Below are 19,584 nucleotides of genomic sequence, written 5' to 3' on the forward strand. Positions count from 1 at the left end.
ATGATATAGGGTATTAAGCGGGCATAAGCGACCGTCACGGTATAGTAGGTTTTATACGACCGGAGTCATCAAGGTACTATAGCCCGACTCTCGAGAAGTTTGAATAGTTGGAAGGGATGCGATAAGCACGCCCGATTACAATCCTAAACAATATAAAATCTCGAGGTACATATGATAAAATATCACAAACATATAGGAATTGATATAGGAAAATATAATTTTGTAGTAGGAATAGAGGGCATAAAAGATACAAAAGAATATGAGAATACAAGTTTCGGTATATTTGAATTTATTAATGATAATAAGGATATTTTAGCAAACTCTCTAACTGTAGTTGAAACAACAGGCGGATATGAACTAGAGTTATTGTATAGCTTATGTGAAAGAGGTTATGTAGTACATAGAGCAGATGCAAGAAAGGTAAAGAATTTTATCAGATCATATGGTAATAGTGCAAAAACAGATAAGTTAGATGCTAAAGCATTAGGATTATATGGTAAGGAGCGAGCAGATAAGCTTGAAGTATTTAAGCCTGAATCAAAACAAAATATACAATTATTTCGGTTAGTACAAAGACGGAATGATTTAAAGCAAATGTTAGTTGCCGAAAAGAATAGATTACAACAAGCAAATACAGATAAGTTTGTTAAAAATAGCTGTATAAATATGATAGATGTTTTAAGTAATCAAATTACAGAGATTACTAATCAGGTAGAAGTGATTATATCATCAGATCAGCTGTTAAAAGCAAAGCATGAGATATTGAAAGAGATAAATGGCATTGGTAATATAGTTGCTTTTGAGTTATTAATATTATTACCGGAGTTAGGGAAGTTAACAAGACGGCAGATTGCTTCTCTTGCAGGGCTTGCTCCAAAAGCTAATGATAGTGGTAAATATCAAGGATATAGAAAGGTAGGACATGGTGTAGAGCAGGAGTCAAGCTATACTATTCCTTGCTGCTATGTCAGCCCGTAATAGCAAGACTTCTGGTTTAAGACTCTTTTATGAGCGACTCATTAACAATGGTAAAAAGAAAATGGTCGCTCTTACCGCTTTAATGCGTAAAATTATTGTCATCGCTAATGCTAAATTAAAATCTCTTCTTTTTAATTTAAAACATAGTTGATGACAGCGTACGTGCTTTTCGATTCATGCGAGCAATACTGTAGCTAGGATGAAACCAATTTTATAACTAATAAAACTACCTCCAATACTTACTTTACCCTTTAACCCCACAAAGTTATTGTTTGTTTTACTTTTTGTGATTATTATCGCATAGAAAATTAACTTAACTCTATGCCAAATATAGACATTCTTATTTTTGCTAGTTTTTTAGCGATTAATTTAATCGTTGGATTTGCGGATATTAAAAATATAAAGAATATTCGGGAATATGCGATTGGAAAAAGAAATTTCTCGACCGGTACAATAGTCGCAACCTTGATTGCTACTTGGATTGGTACTAGCACTTTCCTAATCAATAATTCACGAATATATATTGACGGGTTGTTTTACTTGCTTCCTAGCATACTCGGTAGTGTTGTTAGTTGGCTCTTAATTGCCTATTTCCTTGCTCCTCGTTTCGAGCATTTTTTAGGTAGTAGGTCAGTAGCCGAAATAATGGGGAACGCTTACGGCAATAAAGTTCGTGGTCTTACCTCTATTGTTAGCATATTAATGGCTATAGGCAGGATTGCCATCCAGTTTCATATAGCTAGTCTAGTACTAGAGTTATTTTTTGGTATTTCAAATTTTTATGTGAATTTGTGTTTAGCGACTTTCATAATAAGCTATTCGGCTTTCGGCGGCGTTAAATCCGTTACTTTTACTGAAGCCGTACAGTTTTTTACCTATAGTGCCGTTATTCCGGTAATAGGGATTATAGTGTGGAATGTTTTTAGCGATCCTACTATTTCTATCGACTCAAATGTGCAACATCATCTTACCGATTTAGGGATGATATTTAACTATACTAACCCTAAATTTTGGATATCCTTAAATATCTTTATATATTTTGCAATTCCATCGCTTGGTCCTTCGATTTTTCAAAGAATATTGATGGCAAAGGATATACACCAGATATCAAGAACCTTTTTTATTTCAGCAATTATTTGCCTTTGTTTATCTGTCTTATTCATTTGGATTGCGATATTATTGCTTTCCCAAAATGCTGTCGATAGTAGTCAATTATTTTCTCAGATTACTAAAAGCTATATAGGATTTAAAGGCTTAATAGTTGGCGTTATTATGGCAATGATAATCTCAAGCACTAACTCTTATATTAACGTTGCAACAGTAAGCTTTATTAATGATATCTGTAAAAAAACCTCGTTGCGATATAGCTATGTAACTGCGGTTATCATAGGTTTGATAGGATTCGTTATCTCGCTTTATACGAAAGACCTAATTAATATATTCTTATTACTTACAAGTATATATTTACCTATAATTACCTTGCCGTTGATTCTCTTGATATACGGCTTTAAATCAACTGCTAAAACCTTTTTTATTGGTGCGGTAGCAGCATTGTTAACAATCATAGTATGGCAGCTATTTTCTTTAAGGCAGATTATAGGAATTTATCCGATCTTGCCGGCTGCGATCATAAACTTAATCTTTTTCCTTGGTAGTCATTATATTTTAAAACAGCCGGGCGGCTTTGGTTCGTTAAAAGAGCCTCTAAGTGTAAGGCTGATAAAGCAAGAGCGAAGAAGAAAATTCTTGGGTTTATTCCGCTTAATCAAGAATTTTAATCCTTTAGTATATTGGAATAATACATTACCACGCCAGGAAATCACTTATAGCTATGTTGGGATATTTATTTTAATCTCTATTTTTTCATCATTATATCTTATGCCTAACAGTAGGATAATGAACCATCTAAATATATATAATATTATTTATCATTGTACGCTTGTAACTTCTGCAATATTAATTACTTACCCGCTATGGCCTTTGAGGTTTCAGAAGAAATATATCATATCCTTATTCTGGTTTGTTGCTAATTTCGGGATATTGATATTTTTTAGTAGTTTGCTTGTTTTATCAAGCAACTTCTATCAATTACAATTGATGAGTTCAATAATTAACCTGCTAATAATTGCGACATTATTTAGATGGCATACTACCTTGCTTATGACTATTATTGGCGTATTTGTCAGCATAGAGTTTTATAAATATTTTATGGATGAGAAGCTTTTAGTTAATATAGATAGTTTTCAGTTCAAAGTGATATATTTCATTACTTTATTTAGTGGTTTGTTAATTGTTTTCTTAAGACCAAGGCAAGAACAGGAAAGATTAGTTAATCTAAAAAATACTCATTTAGGGGATAGGGTTAGCTTTAGAGAGCAGGAACTAGAGAAATTACTTGATTTAAAACATGAATTTCTACGTAATATAAACCATGAAATAAATACGCCGCTAACCGGTATTATTAGCCTTGGTGAAACTTTATGGGCTAATTACGATAGATTTAGTGATGATCAACGCCGTAATGCAGTAGAGATAATAGCTAAAAGTTCTATTAGATTAAATAGTCTGATAAGTAATATTTTAGATTTTTCAAAACTATCTAGTCTTGGTTATGAATTAAATAAAGACAACATAAATTTAAGTGAGCTATTGCATGAGCGAATTAAAATATGTAAAAAACTATACTTGAATAATAAGAAGTTAGAATTTATATCTGAGATTGAAGAAAATATAATATTTAAATGTGATCCTCATTATATTAGCCATACATTCGATAATTTGATAATTAACGCTATTAGCTATTGTAATGACGGTATAATAAAAATTGATTTACAAAAGCAGGAAAATAATATTTTATTTACTATCAAAGATGATGGAATAGGTGTACCAAAAGAGGAACTACAAAGTATATTTGGTGTGTTTGTCGTAAGCTCAAAGACCCGAACACCTGCAGGTGGTAGAGGAATGGGGCTTGCCTTGTGTAAAAAGGTAATAGAGCTGCATGGTGGCAAAATCTGGGCAGAAAATGATAAACAGGGGAAGACGGCTTTTGTGTTTACTATGCCCCTTTAATGTCATACCGCAAGCTTGTAGCGGTATCCAAAAAAACAATAAAAAATACTAACGTATTTTTAACTGGCTCTAGTTCCCAAGCCACGGGATGACACTGAACGCCTTTTTGAAGTCATGTGCCACGGGACGACAATTAAACAATAAAAAAACAAACAAATATGAAAACAATTTTACTTATAGCATTACTTAGCACGCAATATAAGGGTGATAACGATAATGTTTTAGCAATTACTGAGGCTTTAAAACAACAATATCAAAAGGAAAACTTACAGATTGATACAGTTAATTTGGAAATCGATAAGCTAAATTCTAATCAGATAGAAAAATATCCAAATCAGGTAATTATTATAGGTGCAGGGCTTGATGGTATTAAAGCATTTACTATTTTAAACTCTAACAAAGGCAGTAGTAAATTTATTTGGAGTGGTCATCAATTAATAAATGAAGTAACAGAAAATTTAAAGATTTTAGATAATATAGTATTGCCATCTTATGCTTTAAATCAAGAGCAAATCAAACAAATTCAAGAAGCAAAGGTTAAGTTAATAGAAACTACCGGCATACCTCATACTCTTACAAAAGAGGATTGTATAAAGGAGTATAGAGATTTAGCTGATAAAAAGTTAATTCCTGATTCTTCTAACGGTTATATATTTACCTGTCTATCAGGTGATGCTCCTGATTCAAATGGAAAAATAAAATTTTATACCCAAGAAGAAGCTTATAAATTGGGTGAGCAATTAGCTCAAATTGTAAAATTAAAAAATATGATGCTTTTAGTGACAAATGGACCTAGAACCGGTCAATATGATCCTAAGGCTGTTCCTGATAAAGTAAAACTTCCAGTACATGAAAAAAATAGTGATATTGATTTAGTTAGTAAAGCTTTTTTAAAAGGAGTAAAAAGCATATTAGATAATGAAGCAGAGGAAAAAGTAAAATTTGAGAATTTTGTATTTGGAAAGCCAAGTGTATTTAAAGGATATTTAGGTGCAGCTATAGAAAATGAAAAAAGCATAGTAGTTATTGGCGGGGAATCTTCAAGCCAAATTACACAAGCGTTAGACTTAGTACCTGGTAGGTTATATATTAAGAAAAATACTGCTATGAATGATGTTCATGAAAAGCAAGTAAATAAAATACTAGAAACTAATAAAGGAGCTAAATTATTAAATGATAATGAAGTTGATTTAATTATTAATGTTATTACTGATGAAGCCTATAGTGATGCTGAAATAGTTGCAAAGGAGTTTGAAGAAGAAAATCATTTTTTTAATGAAGAAGAATGTTTATATGAAGTTATAGGATATACATTAGAGCTAGGAACGGTATAAAAAACATGAAAAAAATTATTTTTAATAAACAACAAGATTTTATATCAATTATAGCACCGGCGTCAGGTTGTCCTGATGCACAAGATAGGTTAGCTAAATCAATTGAAATGCTAAATTTGCAAGGTTTTAAAACCTTAGTAGATGATAAGATATTGGTAGGGGATGAGCTACCATTTTTTGTTGCTCCAAAAGCTGAAAGGCTTAGAATGTTTAAAGAGGCAATGGAAAATGAGCAAGTTAAGATAATTTGGGCTTTTCGTGGCGGGTATGGTTGTAGTGAGATTGTAGAAGATTGCTTTAATATACAAAAAAAAGGTGATAAAATCCTGATAGGTTATAGTGATATTACAGCACTGCATCTACTTTTTAATGGTCATTATAATATTCCAACTATTCACGGCTCGGTCTTAACTTCGTTTCTACATCCTGTAAATCAAGATATTAATTCTATCCTAAATGTTCTAAAAGGTGAAGATAGTAGAATTGCTCTTTCGCCAATAAATAAAATTAATGACAATCCTATAGAGGGAAAAATACTAGGTGGCAATTTAACGGTTTTTAGCAAGCTAATTGGAACTTCCGTTAATCTAAAAACAAACAATATATTGCTGCTTGAAGACGTCAACGAAAAAGGCTATGCAATTCATCGTAATTTGGTGCAGCTAAAGAATGCCGGTATATTTGATGGAATAGAGGCGATAATTTTTGGTGATTTTACTAGCGGGGATGAAAATATAGAATTGGCTATAAAAAGTTTCTGTCTAAACCATATTCCAAATATTAAGACTTATAGAGCTGAAGGGATAGGGCATGGAACAGTAAACCAACCGGTTATTATGAATCATGAAGTAGTTATAAGCGGTAATTACTTAAGTTTCTCTAGCCCTTTTGAGATGATGTAGGTTGGCTTTAATGTCATTCCCGCATAGGCGGGAATCCAGCATAAAGCAAGATACCTAAGCTTTTAATTTTAAAAACTTGCTGCTTTTATGTTTATTTTTCTGGATTCCCGCTTCTGCAGGAAGGATTTGTTGCGTGGATTCAAAAGCACCATAGGTGTCATCTAGTTGCTTGGGAACTAGATCCAGAAAATAATAAAAAATACTAATTTTATTAGTATTTTTAACTGGATCCCATGAATAAATCACGGGATGACAGGGGAAAATGATCTACGCAACAATTTAACAAAAATAAATGTAGAAAGGGAAAGCTCTATTTTGCCATATTGTTACTTCTTCTATTACCTTATCTGTTAGATTAAATTTAATTTCTTTGCCTTATATAAGTTTTTTAAATTATAGATAAGTTGCAAATTTAACAATTTGCAACTTCTTTTTTTAAAACTTACACAGATTTTATTACATATCTCCTCCAAAATCATCGTCGTAGTTACCAATATTTTGTCCAGTGAGCTCTAGAGCATACTGATACATCCCAGACTCATTATTCTTTTGTGCATGGTATCTGATTTGCTCTAGATGCATATCTTGCATTTTCCTGTCATGTTCTAAAGCCTGCTGATTATAATCCTGTATGAACTTAAGCATATCATCTCCTCTTGATGGTCCAGGATTTAATGGTTTTAATTCTACTCCTTTTTCAGAATCATCTTGATTTGTCTTTGCTGAACTTTTCTTTATACATTTATATGCAACAAAACCACCAACACCACATAATGCTAATATTCCGCTAATACCACCAACTATTGACAACCATGGAGTTTCTGTAGTATTTTCTGATTCAGGAGTAGTACTATTGTGAGGCTGAACGAGGTCATTTGGTAGTATTTTATAATCCTCTTGAGTTAATGGTACTTGATAACATCTTTTTATTTCCCCAACAATATAGTTGGTCCATTTATCTACTTCAGTACAATCGTTAAAATTATCAGTATGTAAAATTGGTTTTATAGTATGCTCTAACCAACTCTCCCATCCTTTTCCACATTGATATTTTATAATTGAGTAAGGTGTTGCCTGTATAAGGGCTATTCCATCTTGTTGTTGTTTTATGACTATTACTTTCTCTCTATCCGGGACTATGATACGGTCACCAGGACGTAAACAATCATTTTCCTTTACTAAAGAACAAGGTTTGCCAATATAATCTTCTATAGTTTTAATTATATGTGGTTGTTGGTTACAAGTATAAGTGTTAGGTGTACCTTTAGAATTGCATGTGAGGACAAAATCTTTATTGTTAGTTGTTTTATCGGGTTCCTGTCTATCATTTCCTTTACTTGTATCGGGATTTTGTAACCATGATTTGAAATCGTTCATACTACATTTTGCTTCTAGCTTATGTATACCAATTAAATTTCTTACAGAAACTGAAAATGTAGATGTAAATTTTTCTCTAATTATTGTATGAAAGTATTCTTGTAGTGCAGTTGGTGATTGATGATTACAAAACAATAACCAAGCCTCTCCTACAACATAATTATAAGAGTGAGCATGGTAAGATTGTACATAATTTAATAGCTCGAAAAAGTCATTCCAATTATGCTTTGCTACTATATTATTAGCACTAGTAATACGTGCTTGTTGTAGGGTTGCTGAATCATAATGCATCACAGCACTTGCGAATCCTTCAGTAAAAAAACGAGGCATTGAATCCATTTTACCTTGAAGTATAGCATTGATTATTGCATGGGCCATTTCATGCTCAAGTACCCGAAAATCACTATTGATGTGTGAGGAGGCTCTCATGTTACATATAATCTTTTGAGCATTATTATAACCAGGATAAGGAGTTGAACCATAGACTCCACTTTCTCCATAATATGTTGGTGGTGGACTTAAATTTAATGTGCAGTCATGTGTTATCGCCTTATTTAGTAGGTTAGTCCCAAATATTTCGCCAATTTTATCAATAGCTATTTGCAAATGTTCTTTAACTGCTGTTCTATTCCTACCATAATAACTATCACTAACTTTAAAAGTACCAAAACGACCAAAATCCACATTATATTGGTCAAGATATTGAGATGGCGTTTGCGTTGCACAAGTGTCAGAAAAACATTCATCAATTATCACATAATTATTACTTGGTGCATATTGTGCTGAATGCTTTGGGAGTTCTATATCTTCACGTTTATTTCTTACATGAGATGAATTGTAACTTGAATAATAACTTCCTTCTTCCTTATAGTAGTTCAATTCATCTTTTATATATTTTTTAAGGTCATAACCCTTATAACTGTCTTTTTTATGACCCAACGATGAAGTAGCTTTATTGTTGTTTTGCTGTTTTTTGTTATGGTGAGAGTCTTTAGACTTATTTCTCTCTTGGACCTGAGGTGCAGTAGAGTAGCTACCTTTTTGTTGAGGTTTAGCTAATTTGTGATTATTATTAGTAACTTTCTCTATTTTTTTAGAATTATATTGAGAATGATTTGATGTTAGAGAAGAAGAATTAACTTTCTGATTATTATAATTCTGCATAAAATGATGATTGCCATTGTACATATATTTAGGAAGCAAATTATGTGAGCTATGACTAATAGAACTAGTGTTCTTGTGGTGGTAACTTGTAGATAAAGTATGATTAAAATGCGTAGTAGTTGAGTTTACAATAGCAGAACCATTATTATGTATTTTTGTATTATTTGTATTAGTTTTGATATTGCTTAGTGCAGCCGTAACCGTCACCATGCCAGTTGTTGTATTAAACATGATGTATCCTTTTTGTTAATCTTAATAAATGATGTTAATAGACTTAGAATCTAAAAATAGGTAGTACTCAAAGATTAGGTAAGACAAAAAATAGAGGATAAAAATAGCAGGTTATTTTAGGTATCCCTTTTTTGGAGAAAAATTAATATATTCGTAAGTAAGTATTTATGAATTACACTATGACACTGTTAACAAAATCTCTTTGATTATCAATTAAAGCTATTTTGTTAACAGTGTCATAGTGTAGATAAGAATATTAAATTGAATATTGAAGAAGTAAGCTAGTCATGTATAAGGGTTAATTCAGAATTGACGGACACCGCTGGCGAGAATTTTTTCTAAGCCATTCATAATACGTTTTTCGCAATATACCATAATCTCTGCATGTCTTTTGATATATTCGCTACTGCTTCAGTATATTTAAATACTTTATCTCTTGTTTTCTTGATCGTGCCATAACTGTTACCTTGATAATTTAACATATCTTGCTCCTCCTCTCTCTTGAACACCGCTATAATATAGCTCTGCTAAATATTTTTCATAAAATGTAAAAATTATTTCTCCTCTTTTTTTTAATGCTCTGTTATAATTATTCCAGTTGTAAACTCTTTATAGCTTTGACATATACACTTGTGGTTAAGTTCTTTGTCAATTCAATACTTTATCGAATTCGTAGCTATTTTTTTCTTATCCACAAAACAATACCTCCCGTGGCTTGGGAACTAGAGCAGTTTTTTTATTATCATCCCATGACTTGATCACGGGATGACACATAAATAGCACTAATAATATAAGAATAAATTTAAATGATAAATTCTATCAGGATAGGCACTAGAAAAAGTAAGCTCGCTTTAACGCAAACTAACCTAGTTATTGAGCAAATCAAACAGCATTTTCCTAATATTAATTGTGAGATAGTCGAAATTACTACTAGCGGTGATTTGATCCAAAATAAACCTTTATATGATATAGGCGGTAAGGCTTTATTCTTGAAAGAAATAGAGCAGGCTTTGCTTAATAAAAAGGTTGATTTGGCTGTTCATTCTTTGAAAGATGTTCCAGGAATAATACCTAAAGATTTGAGTATTGAAGCTGTTTTAGAGCGAGAAGATTCAAGAGATGTGTTTGTTTGTCTGACACATAAATCCATAGAAGAGCTGCCGAAAAATGCCGTAATAGGGACTTCCTCGGTACGCCGAAAATTATGTGTACAAAGAATGAGACCGGATTTAGAAATAATAGTGTTTAGGGGTAATGTTGACTCAAGAATCAATAAGTTAATTAATAAGGAAGTTGACGCAACCATACTTGCATATGCCGGCTTAAAAAGGCTTAATGCATTTAATCCGGAATATTGTCATTTGATAGAGCATTCGCAGATGTTGCCATGTATAGGGCAAGGTGTTATTGCGATTGAAATACGAAAAGATGATCATGATATGATTGAGATATGCAAACAAATTAACCATCTACCAACTTTTGAATTGATAAAGCCGGAAAGAGCACTTTTAGAATATTTAGATGCAAATTGCCGCACGCCTATAGGTGCTTATTCGAAATATTTAGATAATGGTGATATACAAACCGATTTTATGCTCGGTAACCTTGATGGTAGTAAAATAGCTTTCCATACAGAAATATCTAACCCGAAAACCTCTAAAGAATCAGGCATAAAAGCCGCTAAAGTGATGCTGCTCTCTTTATCTTAAAATAAAATTGTTGTATGGCTTCAATGTCATTCCCGCGTAGGCGGGAATCCAGCATAAAGCGAGATACCTAAGCTTTTAATTTTAAAAACTTGCTGCTTTTATGTTTATTTTTCTGGATTTCTGCTTCTGCAGGAAGGCTTTGTTGCGTGGATTCAAAAGCACCCTAGGTGTTATCTAGTTGCTTGGGAACTAGATCCAGAAAATAATAAAAAATACTAATTTTATTAGTATTTTTAACTGGCTCTAGTTCATAAATCACGGGATGACAGGGGAGAATGATCCACGCAAGCAAACCTTAAGCGGGAATGATATACAAGGTCACCTACACATGAATAAAATATAACGTTTTTTTAAAACTTTCTGGTATTATTGACAGTTTGTCCTTATGCTTTTGTAGAAAATTTTTAAGCTGTTTCAGGTGCAGATTTATCTGTTTCACCGGCTAAGTTATATTCTTGGTGTTCAGCTTCATTTATAAAACTTGGGGTTACATCAGGTGATGAAATTTCTGTAGTACTATAAGAAGTTATATGTTCATTTATTTTTTGTATAGTTTCATTACTTACTAGTTCTTTAGTTTCTAGGAAGTTTTTAAGATTATCTAACTCACTTAAATGTTTATCAAAAAACCTAGAATTTTCAGGTGTTATCGATAATTGCCAATCAATAAATTCTACTATATCTTTAGCAGTAATAGTATTATCTACTATGCTGAAATTATTATCTTTACATGCTTTTGTAAGTGTTAGTAAAGCTTTTAATTCGGGCTTATTACTTGGTACCGATTCTACTAAACTTTTTCCAGAATAATAAGAATTTGTTTCAATAGAAGCTATTACATTAATATCTGCACCATTTTGTATTAATGACTTAACTATTTCTGTATGTCCGTACTGAGTAGCTGATTGAATAGGAGTAAATCCTACAAAGTCTTTTAATTCTGTTAAAGCACCATTTTGTAATAAAAGTTTTGCTATGTAAATTTCTGTTTTGTCGATAAATCTATTGCTTATTATTTTACTTAATGGAGTATTATCAGAATTATTAGAAATATTAGGATTAGCACCTTTTTTTAATAAAAATTGTACAACTTCAACCAGAGAACTTTGACAAGCGTATAGTAGCAAAGTATTCCCTGAGCTGTCTTGAATATTAGGATTAATACCTTGCTCAAAAGCTTTTTGAAAAAGTAATTTTAATTTATCAGTTTTAGAAGAAATTCCAGGAATATCAAATGTATTAAATAATAATTCTGCTGTAATAGTAGATGTTGAATTTAAAATACTTTCTAATTTATCGGCTGGTTGTATTGTTTCAGATGATTCCATAGATACTATCTCAGGACCACGTTTAAATAGAAAAACTTTCCCAAGAGTAGGAGGATAAGGATAGTAATTATTTTTTGACATAAGACACCTATATTTATTACATAAGCTATTAATATATCATCAACTATTAATTACCAAGTTAATATTTTAGAAGTTTTTTAAGAAAAATAATAAAACTTAATTGTTAATTGACTTTTTTGGGGAGTTAAGTATAAATTTTAACTGAAGCAGTTAAAACTGTTTTGGGGTGTCGAAACTTCTTGTTACATGGTGGGTATCTACCATTAAATGATACCACCCTCGACTATATTATGGTCGGGGTGGTAATAGGTATGTCTAGAGCTTAAGGTACTACTTTAAGCTTAAAACCTATTGCAGACTGTTGTAACGGTTTTTCGAACGCCCCGACCACCATAATTATTGGTGGTTAATCTTAATTTAATAAGTTTAACGGTGGCAAGTCCATGACTAACCAAGATCAATTAATAAAAAACTCCATTCTTTTACTAGAACCTCCTTATAATTCCAGAAGCGACAAACTTAAAACAAGAATTGCAGCTTATTGTAAAAAATATAATTTAGGTATACCTGAAACTATTGAATTGAAAAATCCTTATGATCATGAAAGTTTAAATGAGCTAGTAGTGCAGGTAAGAGATTGTTCTATTAAGCCCGTTATAGTCATAATTCAAAAGCTTTCAATGAACTCGTCTATCAACAAAATACTTTGGGCAGTGCTTGGTACGCTTAGTACTTTAAAACTTATTATGAAATAAATAAGAAAATAGTGCTAGAGACTATAAACGAAGATAATAATTTTATACATAAAGCTACAGTTTTTGCTAAGAAATATGGATATAATGAATGGCAGCCATTAGAATATTTAACTAAAAAACCAGAAGAATAAAAGAGATTTAAAATAAAGACTGATGATAAAATAAAAGTGAAATAATTGTCTAATCAATAGCAAATTACAAAAGTAATTTGCTATTAGGCGGTAATAACTATAAATCCCTACTCTTTCTCCGCATTCTTTCTAGCAGATGGAGAGAGCATAACATTTAATTCTTTTAACGCCTTATCTTCTACGTAATTCGGGGCGTTCATTAATAGATCTTCAGCTTGCTGATTTAATGGAAAAGCGATTATCTCCCTTATATTAGTAGCTTCCGCAAGTAACATAACGATTCGGTCTATACCTGGGGCTATGCCGCCATGTGGCGGGGCACCAAATTTAAACGCTCTGATCATACCGCCGAATCTCTTATCAACTTCCTCTTCACTGTAACCAGCTATAGCAAATGCCTTATACATTATCTCAGGCTTATGATTTCTAACAGCACCGCTAGAAAGTTCTATGCCATTACAAACAATATCATACTGATATGCGGTAAGCTCTAGTAACTCTTCGGTTGTTTTTGCGTTCTCAAGAGCTTCTAACCCACCCTGAGGCATAGAAAACGGATTATGGCTAAAATCAATTTTACCGGTTTCTTCGTTTAGCTCATAGAATGGAAAATCGGTAATCCAGCAGAATTTAAAGCAATCCTTTTCAAGTAAATCTAACTCATCGGCAAGCTTAATTCTTACCTTACCCGCAAGTTTTGCAGCTTTATCTTTTTTATCGCTGGCGAAAAATACCGCATCGCCATTGCTAATATTAGCAGTAGCCTTTAAATCTTCTAACTGCTGAGTGCTTAAGAATTTTGCAACTGGTCCTTTTGCTTCACCGGTTTCGCTAAACTGAATATAGCCAAGTCCTCCAGCTCCCTCCGATATTGCAAACTCTATCATTTTATCAAAGAAACTACGAGGTTGTGCGGCTGCATAAGGAGCTGGAATTGCTCGGACAATACTACCTTTTTTGATATTTTCCCTAAAAATAGTAAAGTCTGAATCTCTAAAAATTTCCGTTACATCAGCAATTACAATAGGGTTTCGTAAATCAGGCTTATCAGAACCATATTTCAGCATAGATTCATTATAGGGAATACGGATAAAGGGTGCTTCTGATACTTTCTTATCTGTAAATTTCGTAAATAGCTCATACATTACAGGCTCGATTGTGCTGAATATATCTTCTTGTGTAACAAACGACATTTCGATATCTAGCTGATAAAACTCGCCTGGTGACCTATCTGCTCTTGCGTCTTCATCACGAAAACACGGAGCAATTTGGAAATAACGATCAAATCCCGATACCATTAATAGTTGCTTGAATTGTTGCGGTGCTTGCGGTAATGCATAAAATTTGCCCGGATGTAATCTGCTTGGGACTAAGAAATCCCTCGCTCCTTCCGGTGAGCTAGCAGTTAAAATAGGTGTTTGGAACTCGGTAAAACCTCTTGCAGTCATCAATTGACGGATATAAGAAATAATTTGTGAACGTAGCATTATATTATTATGCAACTTCTCACGTCTTAAATCTAAAAAGCGATGTTTAAGCCTTGAGTCTTCAGGTGCGTCTTTTTCCGTATTAATCACAAATGGTAAAGTATCAGCAGCTGATTCAACAATAAACTCACCGGCTAAAACTTCTATATGACCGGTAGGAAGCGTATTATTAATAGTCTCTTCTGATCTTGCTACTACTTTTCCAATTACTGTAACAACTGACTCATAACGTAAACGGCTAGCATCGTCCATAAGCTGCGGATTTTGGTCGGTAAACACGATTTGTGTTATGCCATAATGATCACGTAAATCTACAAAAACTAGATTGCCATGATCTCTTCTTCTATGTACCCAACCAGATAATTTTACTTCAGCTCCAACATCAGAAATTTTTAATTCGTTACAATTATGAGTTCTATATTTATGCATTTTATTTTTGTTTTTTAAATCAACTCACTATAATCAAAATAGCTAAATCCTGCAATAAAATTATCTAGGTTCTGTGAAGGGTTCTAATTGATTTTGAGTTTTGAACTATTTTTTAGCGAAAATTAATAAGATTTTTGACGGAATAGTTATTCATATTTCAAAAAAATCTTGTAATTTGCAGCAAAAAAGAGTCAAAATTAAATCTTTTTAGAAATCTTCACAGAGCCTAGGCTGCAAAAGTAATATTTAGGAATTTTAAGAAATTTTTTAGTTCCTGACGAGCAACTATATGTGAGCTATTAAATGCCCGGTCATAATTTGCGACTTTTAAATCAAGTAGAGTTAAACCTTGCAGAAATAACTCCCTATATATCACACGTTCACTAAAACCATCAGCGAGTTTAAAATTAATTCTTTTAGCAAGCTTGTTCAATACGTTACTAACACGTCTTTTATTTAGAGCATCAAGGTTACTTAAACGATTACGCAAAATTATCCAATCTATGCTCCCTCTATCACGACTAGCACGCTGCATTTTCTGTTCCCATATCATTTGGCTATAGATTGAGGGGCTGATAATTTCATCTTTGCTATCAACTTTTGCTATTACGTCTAAATCTAAAAAGCTATCATTTATCGGTGTAATAATCGTATCAGCATAAGAATGAGCAAGCCTTGATAAAGCAGTATGGCTACCAGGCGTATCGATTACTATATAATCAGCATCCATATTATCCTTTAATATCTGCTCAAAACTATTTGCTTGCTCCTCTTCAGAACTTTCTTTGACATGGAAATGCTTTGGTACTAATACCGGCTTGTCAGGGTTTTGCTCATTATATAAATCTCGATTTTTTAGGTAATTAGTTAAAGAGCTTTGGCGAGAATCAGTATCAATACTTACAACTGAATATTTTTGATAAAGTAGTGCCACTATTAAATGGATAGAGCAGGTTGTTTTACCTGCTCCACCTTTTTCATTACCTATAACAAATATATAAGGCTTACTGCTCATAATTTTCCTTTATAAATTTCTCAAGTAGCCTTACACCATAACCTACTGCCCCTTTCGGACCAAGTGATGAGGGTTTATTGCTATTTGCAACGCCTGCTATATCTAAATGTGCCCATTCTACTCCCTCTTGAATAAAACGTTTGATAAAATGAGCAGCGGTAGAACTTCCAGCAGCTCCTGGCACATTACCGATATTTGCCATATCAGCTATATCGGAGTTAATCATTGCGTCATAGTCTTCATGAAGCGGCATTCTCCATAATTTTTCATTTACTTCCTCACCAGCTTTTATTAGTTTATCAGCAAGCTCATCGTTATTAGAAAAACAACCAGCATATGTAGGACCTAAAGACACCACTATTGCACCGGTTAACGTCGCAACGTCAATTACGCATTTAGGTTTGAATTTCTCTTGTGCATACCAAACGGCATCAGCAAGAACTAAACGCCCCTCTGCATCGGTATTTAAAACTTCAGCAGTTTGCCCTGACATAGTAGTTACAACATCACCAGGACGTTGTGCATTACCTGAGGGCATATTTTCAACGAGCCCTACAACACCTACGATATTTACCGGCAATTCTTGACTAGCAACCGCAATCATAGTACCAACTACTGCGGCAGAACCACACATGTCATATCTCATTAAATGCATATTATTTGATGGTTTTAGAGATATACCTCCTGTATCAAAAATAACTCCTTTTCCGACTAGAGCAATATAAGGAGCATCTTTATTCGCACCTTGATATTCCATTACTACTAGCTTTGATTCATTTTGTGACCCTTGACCCACTCCAAGAAGAGCACCCATGCCAAGATTTTTCATTTCTCTTTCACCAAGAATAGAAACATCGACATTTAATTCTTCAAGTATATCTGCTATTCTTTCAGCATATATTTGCGGAGTTTTAATATTTGATGGCTCGTTACTAATATCTCTTGTGAAAAAGACCCCTTCAGCAATTAGTTTTTTAACTTCAAACAATTTTGTTGCTTCTGCGTTATTATCCGTAGAGATTTCAAATGATTCTACAACAAACTTATCCGCTTCCTTTAAAGTAGTTCTATATTTATCGAATCTGTAGGAAGCAAGTAACGCACCACTAGCAATTAAAGATGCAACATGTGATGATGTAAAATTGCTAATTCTATTTTTAATTTTTAATCCAATAGTAGCGATTTTAGCATTAGTAACATTCTGTAATATTTTACCGCCTAATTCTTCAATCTTAACTTCGGTTAGTTTTTCTTCACTTCCAAGCCCTGCTAATACTAAATATTTTACTTCCCCTGATTTAACAACGGAAGGAATAATTTTGATCTGCCCGTATTTACCAGTAAATTGTAATTTATTGGCAATAGTCTTGGAGATCAAACCATGATGTTGTTGGTCAAGGTTTATTAGTTCACTATCAAGTTTTAATTTGTCATCAATAAACACTATTAATGCTTGAGTGTTTAATGATTCTTCCTCAGTAAAATTTACATGTAGCATATTTATTTTTCCTTATTAACATTTTCCTAGATAATTCTATTTATCTTATGAAACTTTGCAAGTATTAATTGCCTATAGAGAAACCAAATTAAAAATTAATTGACATAATTTAACGTTTTTTATATTTTTTGTCTTGTAATAATTAAAATTAAGTGATTTAATGCTGAGTCTAGAAGCTAAAACCTTTTTACACATTGAAAATAGATATAAAGAAATAAAAAAATTTCATGATATTTATGATCTTACACCTCATCCAACAAGATATAATATTCTTAAATACACATTAAAATTCATTTCTTTGCCATTTATAATAGTTGTTCAAGCTATAAAATTTGTTACATTAGGTACTGTTTCACTCACATATTTAAACATTGGTAATACTCTTTTAAAAAAAATAAATAAAAGCATTGAAAAAAAAATAGAAGAAGGTTCATGTAAAGGAACTGATGACAATATCCCGAAAATTGTTGAATATGTATTAAAAAAATATGAAGAAAAGTCTGAATTAATAGAGCAGCCTAAATTTTCATTATTACAAAATTTTATAATAAAAGTTAAAGAATATGTACCATTTGCTTCAAAATTCATAAATTTCTGGGATAATGGGGGAGTAAAGCATTCTGAGGAAATGGTAGCGAAACAAAAATTAGTCAAAATCATTTATAAGAAAATTGTTTCTGCAATGTATATGGCAGGTAAAAATGGTCAAACAATGGAAACGGAAGATATAAAAAAACTTTTTCCTGAAGTAGATTTTAAAGAATTTGAAGAAAAAGTTGAGTTAGTTAATACTGAAACAGTCAAAATAGAAGATAACAACTCGGTATCTTTACTATGTAGTCAACCACCTATTACTGTAGAATCTGAAGAAGTTAAAGTTACTACTGGCTCTGATGATATCATAGAAATTCCAGCAGAACCGGCTATTGCTATTCCAAATAATACTATAAACCCGCTAGTAAATCTAATGATGCTGAAAGCTGTGTATGATGAAATAAATCGAGTACAGCAAGAAATAGCTGAATTTTATCAGGAGCAGGTAGCTATAGAAAATGATATAGAAATTCAAAATGCACTTTCTGATGAATTTTGTCAAGAACAGTGGGCTATAGAAAAAAGCATGAAAATTGAAAATGCCCCTATTCCATATTACATAGAGCCGCACCAATATTATGGTTATGATAATGCTCTTTTAGGAAATAATTATATCCCACAAGCAATAGCGTGTTGTTGAAAATTTAACATCATTGTGAGAGAAAACTGGCATTATTACATGGCTCAGCCCCGCTCCTGTCACCCCGTGATTTATTCACGAGGTCCAGTTAAAAATATCAATAATATTGTTGATATTTTTAGTTGTTTTTTAGATTCCGTGGTAGCATTGCCTGCGTGGATCGAAACACGTGTTCGGTGTCATCTAGTTGCTTGACCACGGTATCCAGAAAAACAACTTTTTTATACTAATAATATTAGTATTTTTTAGCTGGATCCCGCGATCAAGTTGCGGGATGACAGGGGGAGAATGATCAACGTAACAATGTCGCCATGGTATGACACCGAACGAGTATATTATAACTTAACTTTTAACTTAACAAAACCTTGGTGGCTTTTATACTTCTTTTGTAAGTGACAATTATACTCGACTAATACACTTATATTACCTTTTTCAGCTAAAATATTAGCACCGATATTGTAGCCAATTTTAGGTTGTTTTGGTAATGCAACAATTTCAGTAACTTCTCTATCTTTCCATTTTATTTTAGCAGCAAGTTTTTTATTTTTGTTGTTAAAATAGTTCTCTACAGAAGCCATAATTGTTGGGGTAATGCTTACTGCTCCTATTTTTTGTGGAGCTAACGATACATTACCGCCTACAATACTAGACCATATATTTTGCTTTTTAGAGGCAATACTTAAATGCTGAATACCAGCTCCGCTTTCTTGATAAGTACCATCTTTAATATAACCATATCTTATTCCGATATTTGGAGTGAAGCTCACTTTATTGCTGTAAGATAATTATAACTTAATAAACTTTCAAAATTATAATTATTATTCTTATATTTACCGTTTGCAATAGTGCCTAAGCGGTTGATCTTACTCTTTACAATATTATGGTTATAAGCAAACATACCTTGGATCATAAAGTTTTT

The 19,584-nt window shown here is 32.5% G+C and carries 16 protein-coding genes; 8 read left to right on the plus strand and 8 right to left on the minus strand.

Features of this window, described 5'->3' with window-relative positions; genetic code table 11:
- Nucleotides 1–171 precede the first annotated feature (171 nt).
- From RBE_RS01735 to RBE_RS01755, 5 genes are all read left to right on the plus strand, one after another.
- The gene (locus tag RBE_RS01735) at nucleotides 172–978 is read left to right on the plus strand and encodes an IS110 family transposase (protein WP_011476976.1); all 807 of its coding nucleotides are present in this window, start codon (nucleotides 172–174) and stop codon (nucleotides 976–978) included.
- A complete protein-coding gene (locus RBE_RS09080) occupies nucleotides 965–1,129 on the plus strand; it encodes a hypothetical protein (protein WP_011476965.1) in 165 nt (54 codons plus the stop codon). Before RBE_RS01735 ends, RBE_RS09080 begins: the two co-directional genes overlap by 14 nt.
- 170 nt (nucleotides 1,130–1,299) lie before the next feature.
- Entirely contained in the window at nucleotides 1,300–4,050 is a 2,751-nt protein-coding gene (locus RBE_RS01745) for a sodium:solute symporter family transporter (RefSeq protein WP_011477032.1), read from the plus strand.
- Between the two features lie 158 nt (nucleotides 4,051–4,208).
- The gene (locus RBE_RS01750; RefSeq protein ID WP_011477033.1) at nucleotides 4,209–5,384 is read left to right on the plus strand and encodes a hypothetical protein; all 1,176 of its coding nucleotides are present in this window, start codon (nucleotides 4,209–4,211) and stop codon (nucleotides 5,382–5,384) included.
- 5 nt (nucleotides 5,385–5,389) lie between these two features.
- Nucleotides 5,390–6,286 (plus strand): LD-carboxypeptidase, encoded by an 897-nt coding sequence (locus tag RBE_RS01755; RefSeq protein ID WP_011477034.1) that lies wholly within the window; start codon nucleotides 5,390–5,392, stop codon nucleotides 6,284–6,286.
- Between the two features lie 456 nt (nucleotides 6,287–6,742).
- On the opposite strand, the gene RBE_RS01765 is transcribed toward RBE_RS01755, so the two are convergent.
- Complete coding sequence (locus RBE_RS01765) at nucleotides 6,743–9,058, minus strand: hypothetical protein (RefSeq protein WP_011477035.1); 2,316 nt, start codon at nucleotides 9,056–9,058, stop codon at nucleotides 6,743–6,745.
- Between the two features lie 347 nt (nucleotides 9,059–9,405).
- The gene (locus RBE_RS08815) at nucleotides 9,406–9,567 is read right to left on the minus strand and encodes a hypothetical protein (protein WP_012152095.1); all 162 of its coding nucleotides are present in this window, start codon (nucleotides 9,565–9,567) and stop codon (nucleotides 9,406–9,408) included.
- 297 nt (nucleotides 9,568–9,864) lie between these two features.
- Here RBE_RS08815 and hemC point away from each other — a divergent pair, with 297 nt between their 5' ends.
- Entirely contained in the window at nucleotides 9,865–10,767 is a 903-nt protein-coding gene (hemC, locus tag RBE_RS01770; RefSeq protein WP_011477036.1) for a hydroxymethylbilane synthase, read from the plus strand.
- A 404-nt stretch (nucleotides 10,768–11,171) separates the two neighbouring features.
- Here the strand turns inward: hemC and RBE_RS01775 are convergent, their stop codons facing one another.
- Entirely contained in the window at nucleotides 11,172–12,176 is a 1,005-nt protein-coding gene (locus tag RBE_RS01775; RefSeq protein ID WP_011477037.1) for an ankyrin repeat domain-containing protein, read from the minus strand.
- 383 nt (nucleotides 12,177–12,559) lie between these two features.
- Here RBE_RS01775 and RBE_RS01780 point away from each other — a divergent pair, with 383 nt between their 5' ends.
- Complete coding sequence (locus tag RBE_RS01780; RefSeq protein WP_011477038.1) at nucleotides 12,560–12,871, plus strand: hypothetical protein; 312 nt, start codon at nucleotides 12,560–12,562, stop codon at nucleotides 12,869–12,871.
- Between the two features lie 238 nt (nucleotides 12,872–13,109).
- Here the strand turns inward: RBE_RS01780 and aspS are convergent, their stop codons facing one another.
- The 3 genes from aspS to RBE_RS01795 all read right to left on the minus strand — a co-directional run bounded on the left by aspS (nucleotide 13,110) and on the right by RBE_RS01795 (nucleotide 17,431).
- Complete coding sequence (gene aspS / locus RBE_RS01785) at nucleotides 13,110–14,918, minus strand: aspartate--tRNA ligase (protein WP_011477039.1); 1,809 nt, start codon at nucleotides 14,916–14,918, stop codon at nucleotides 13,110–13,112.
- 226 nt (nucleotides 14,919–15,144) lie between these two features.
- The gene (locus tag RBE_RS01790) at nucleotides 15,145–15,933 is read right to left on the minus strand and encodes a division plane positioning ATPase MipZ (protein ID WP_011477040.1); all 789 of its coding nucleotides are present in this window, start codon (nucleotides 15,931–15,933) and stop codon (nucleotides 15,145–15,147) included.
- Nucleotides 15,923–17,431, minus strand: a complete 1,509-nt coding sequence (locus RBE_RS01795) for a leucyl aminopeptidase (protein WP_011477041.1) — start codon at nucleotides 17,429–17,431, stop codon at nucleotides 15,923–15,925. Before RBE_RS01795 ends, RBE_RS01790 begins: the two co-directional genes overlap by 11 nt.
- 160 nt (nucleotides 17,432–17,591) lie before the next feature.
- Here RBE_RS01795 and RBE_RS01800 point away from each other — a divergent pair, with 160 nt between their 5' ends.
- Nucleotides 17,592–18,665 carry a hypothetical protein gene (locus RBE_RS01800; RefSeq protein WP_011477042.1) on the plus strand — a complete coding sequence of 358 codons (1,074 nt, stop codon included), beginning with the start codon at nucleotides 17,592–17,594 and terminating at the stop codon, nucleotides 18,663–18,665.
- A gap of 335 nt (nucleotides 18,666–19,000) precedes the next feature.
- Here the strand turns inward: RBE_RS01800 and RBE_RS09085 are convergent, their stop codons facing one another.
- Together RBE_RS09085 and RBE_RS09090 are read right to left on the minus strand one after the other, a co-directional pair.
- Nucleotides 19,001–19,432, minus strand: a complete 432-nt coding sequence (locus RBE_RS09085; RefSeq protein WP_011477043.1) for an autotransporter outer membrane beta-barrel domain-containing protein — start codon at nucleotides 19,430–19,432, stop codon at nucleotides 19,001–19,003.
- On the minus strand, nucleotides 19,429–19,575 hold the full coding sequence (locus RBE_RS09090) for a hypothetical protein (RefSeq protein ID WP_228368753.1): 147 nt from the start codon (nucleotides 19,573–19,575) through the stop codon (nucleotides 19,429–19,431). The genes RBE_RS09085 and RBE_RS09090 overlap by 4 nt, the downstream gene beginning before the upstream one ends.
- Nucleotides 19,576–19,584: the final 9 nt, after the last annotated feature.

This window comes from Rickettsia bellii RML369-C, from assembly GCF_000012385.1.
GTDB classification, from domain to species: Bacteria; Pseudomonadota; Alphaproteobacteria; order Rickettsiales; family Rickettsiaceae; genus Rickettsia; species Rickettsia bellii.

Excerpts from the sequence above, each read along its gene's own strand:
- RBE_RS01795 (WP_011477041.1), bottom strand. The coding sequence starts at position 17,431 with ATGCTACATGTAAATTTTACTGAGGAAGAATCATTAAACACTCAAGCA.
- RBE_RS09080 (WP_011476965.1), top strand. The coding sequence starts at position 965 with ATGTCAGCCCGTAATAGCAAGACTTCTGGTTTAAGACTCTTTTATGAG.
- RBE_RS01755 (WP_011477034.1), top strand. The coding sequence starts at position 5,390 with ATGAAAAAAATTATTTTTAATAAACAACAAGATTTTATATCAATTATA.
- RBE_RS01750 (WP_011477033.1), top strand. The coding sequence starts at position 4,209 with ATGAAAACAATTTTACTTATAGCATTACTTAGCACGCAATATAAGGGT.
- RBE_RS01735 (WP_011476976.1), top strand. The coding sequence starts at position 172 with ATGATAAAATATCACAAACATATAGGAATTGATATAGGAAAATATAAT.
- RBE_RS01745 (WP_011477032.1), top strand. The coding sequence starts at position 1,300 with ATGCCAAATATAGACATTCTTATTTTTGCTAGTTTTTTAGCGATTAAT.
- aspS (WP_011477039.1), bottom strand. The coding sequence starts at position 14,918 with ATGCATAAATATAGAACTCATAATTGTAACGAATTAAAAATTTCTGAT.
- hemC (WP_011477036.1), top strand. The coding sequence starts at position 9,865 with ATGATAAATTCTATCAGGATAGGCACTAGAAAAAGTAAGCTCGCTTTA.
- RBE_RS09090 (WP_228368753.1), bottom strand. The coding sequence starts at position 19,575 with ATGATCCAAGGTATGTTTGCTTATAACCATAATATTGTAAAGAGTAAG.
- RBE_RS01765 (WP_011477035.1), bottom strand. The coding sequence starts at position 9,058 with ATGTTTAATACAACAACTGGCATGGTGACGGTTACGGCTGCACTAAGC.
- RBE_RS01800 (WP_011477042.1), top strand. The coding sequence starts at position 17,592 with ATGCTGAGTCTAGAAGCTAAAACCTTTTTACACATTGAAAATAGATAT.
- RBE_RS01775 (WP_011477037.1), bottom strand. The coding sequence starts at position 12,176 with ATGTCAAAAAATAATTACTATCCTTATCCTCCTACTCTTGGGAAAGTT.
- RBE_RS01790 (WP_011477040.1), bottom strand. The coding sequence starts at position 15,933 with ATGAGCAGTAAGCCTTATATATTTGTTATAGGTAATGAAAAAGGTGGA.
- RBE_RS01780 (WP_011477038.1), top strand. The coding sequence starts at position 12,560 with ATGACTAACCAAGATCAATTAATAAAAAACTCCATTCTTTTACTAGAA.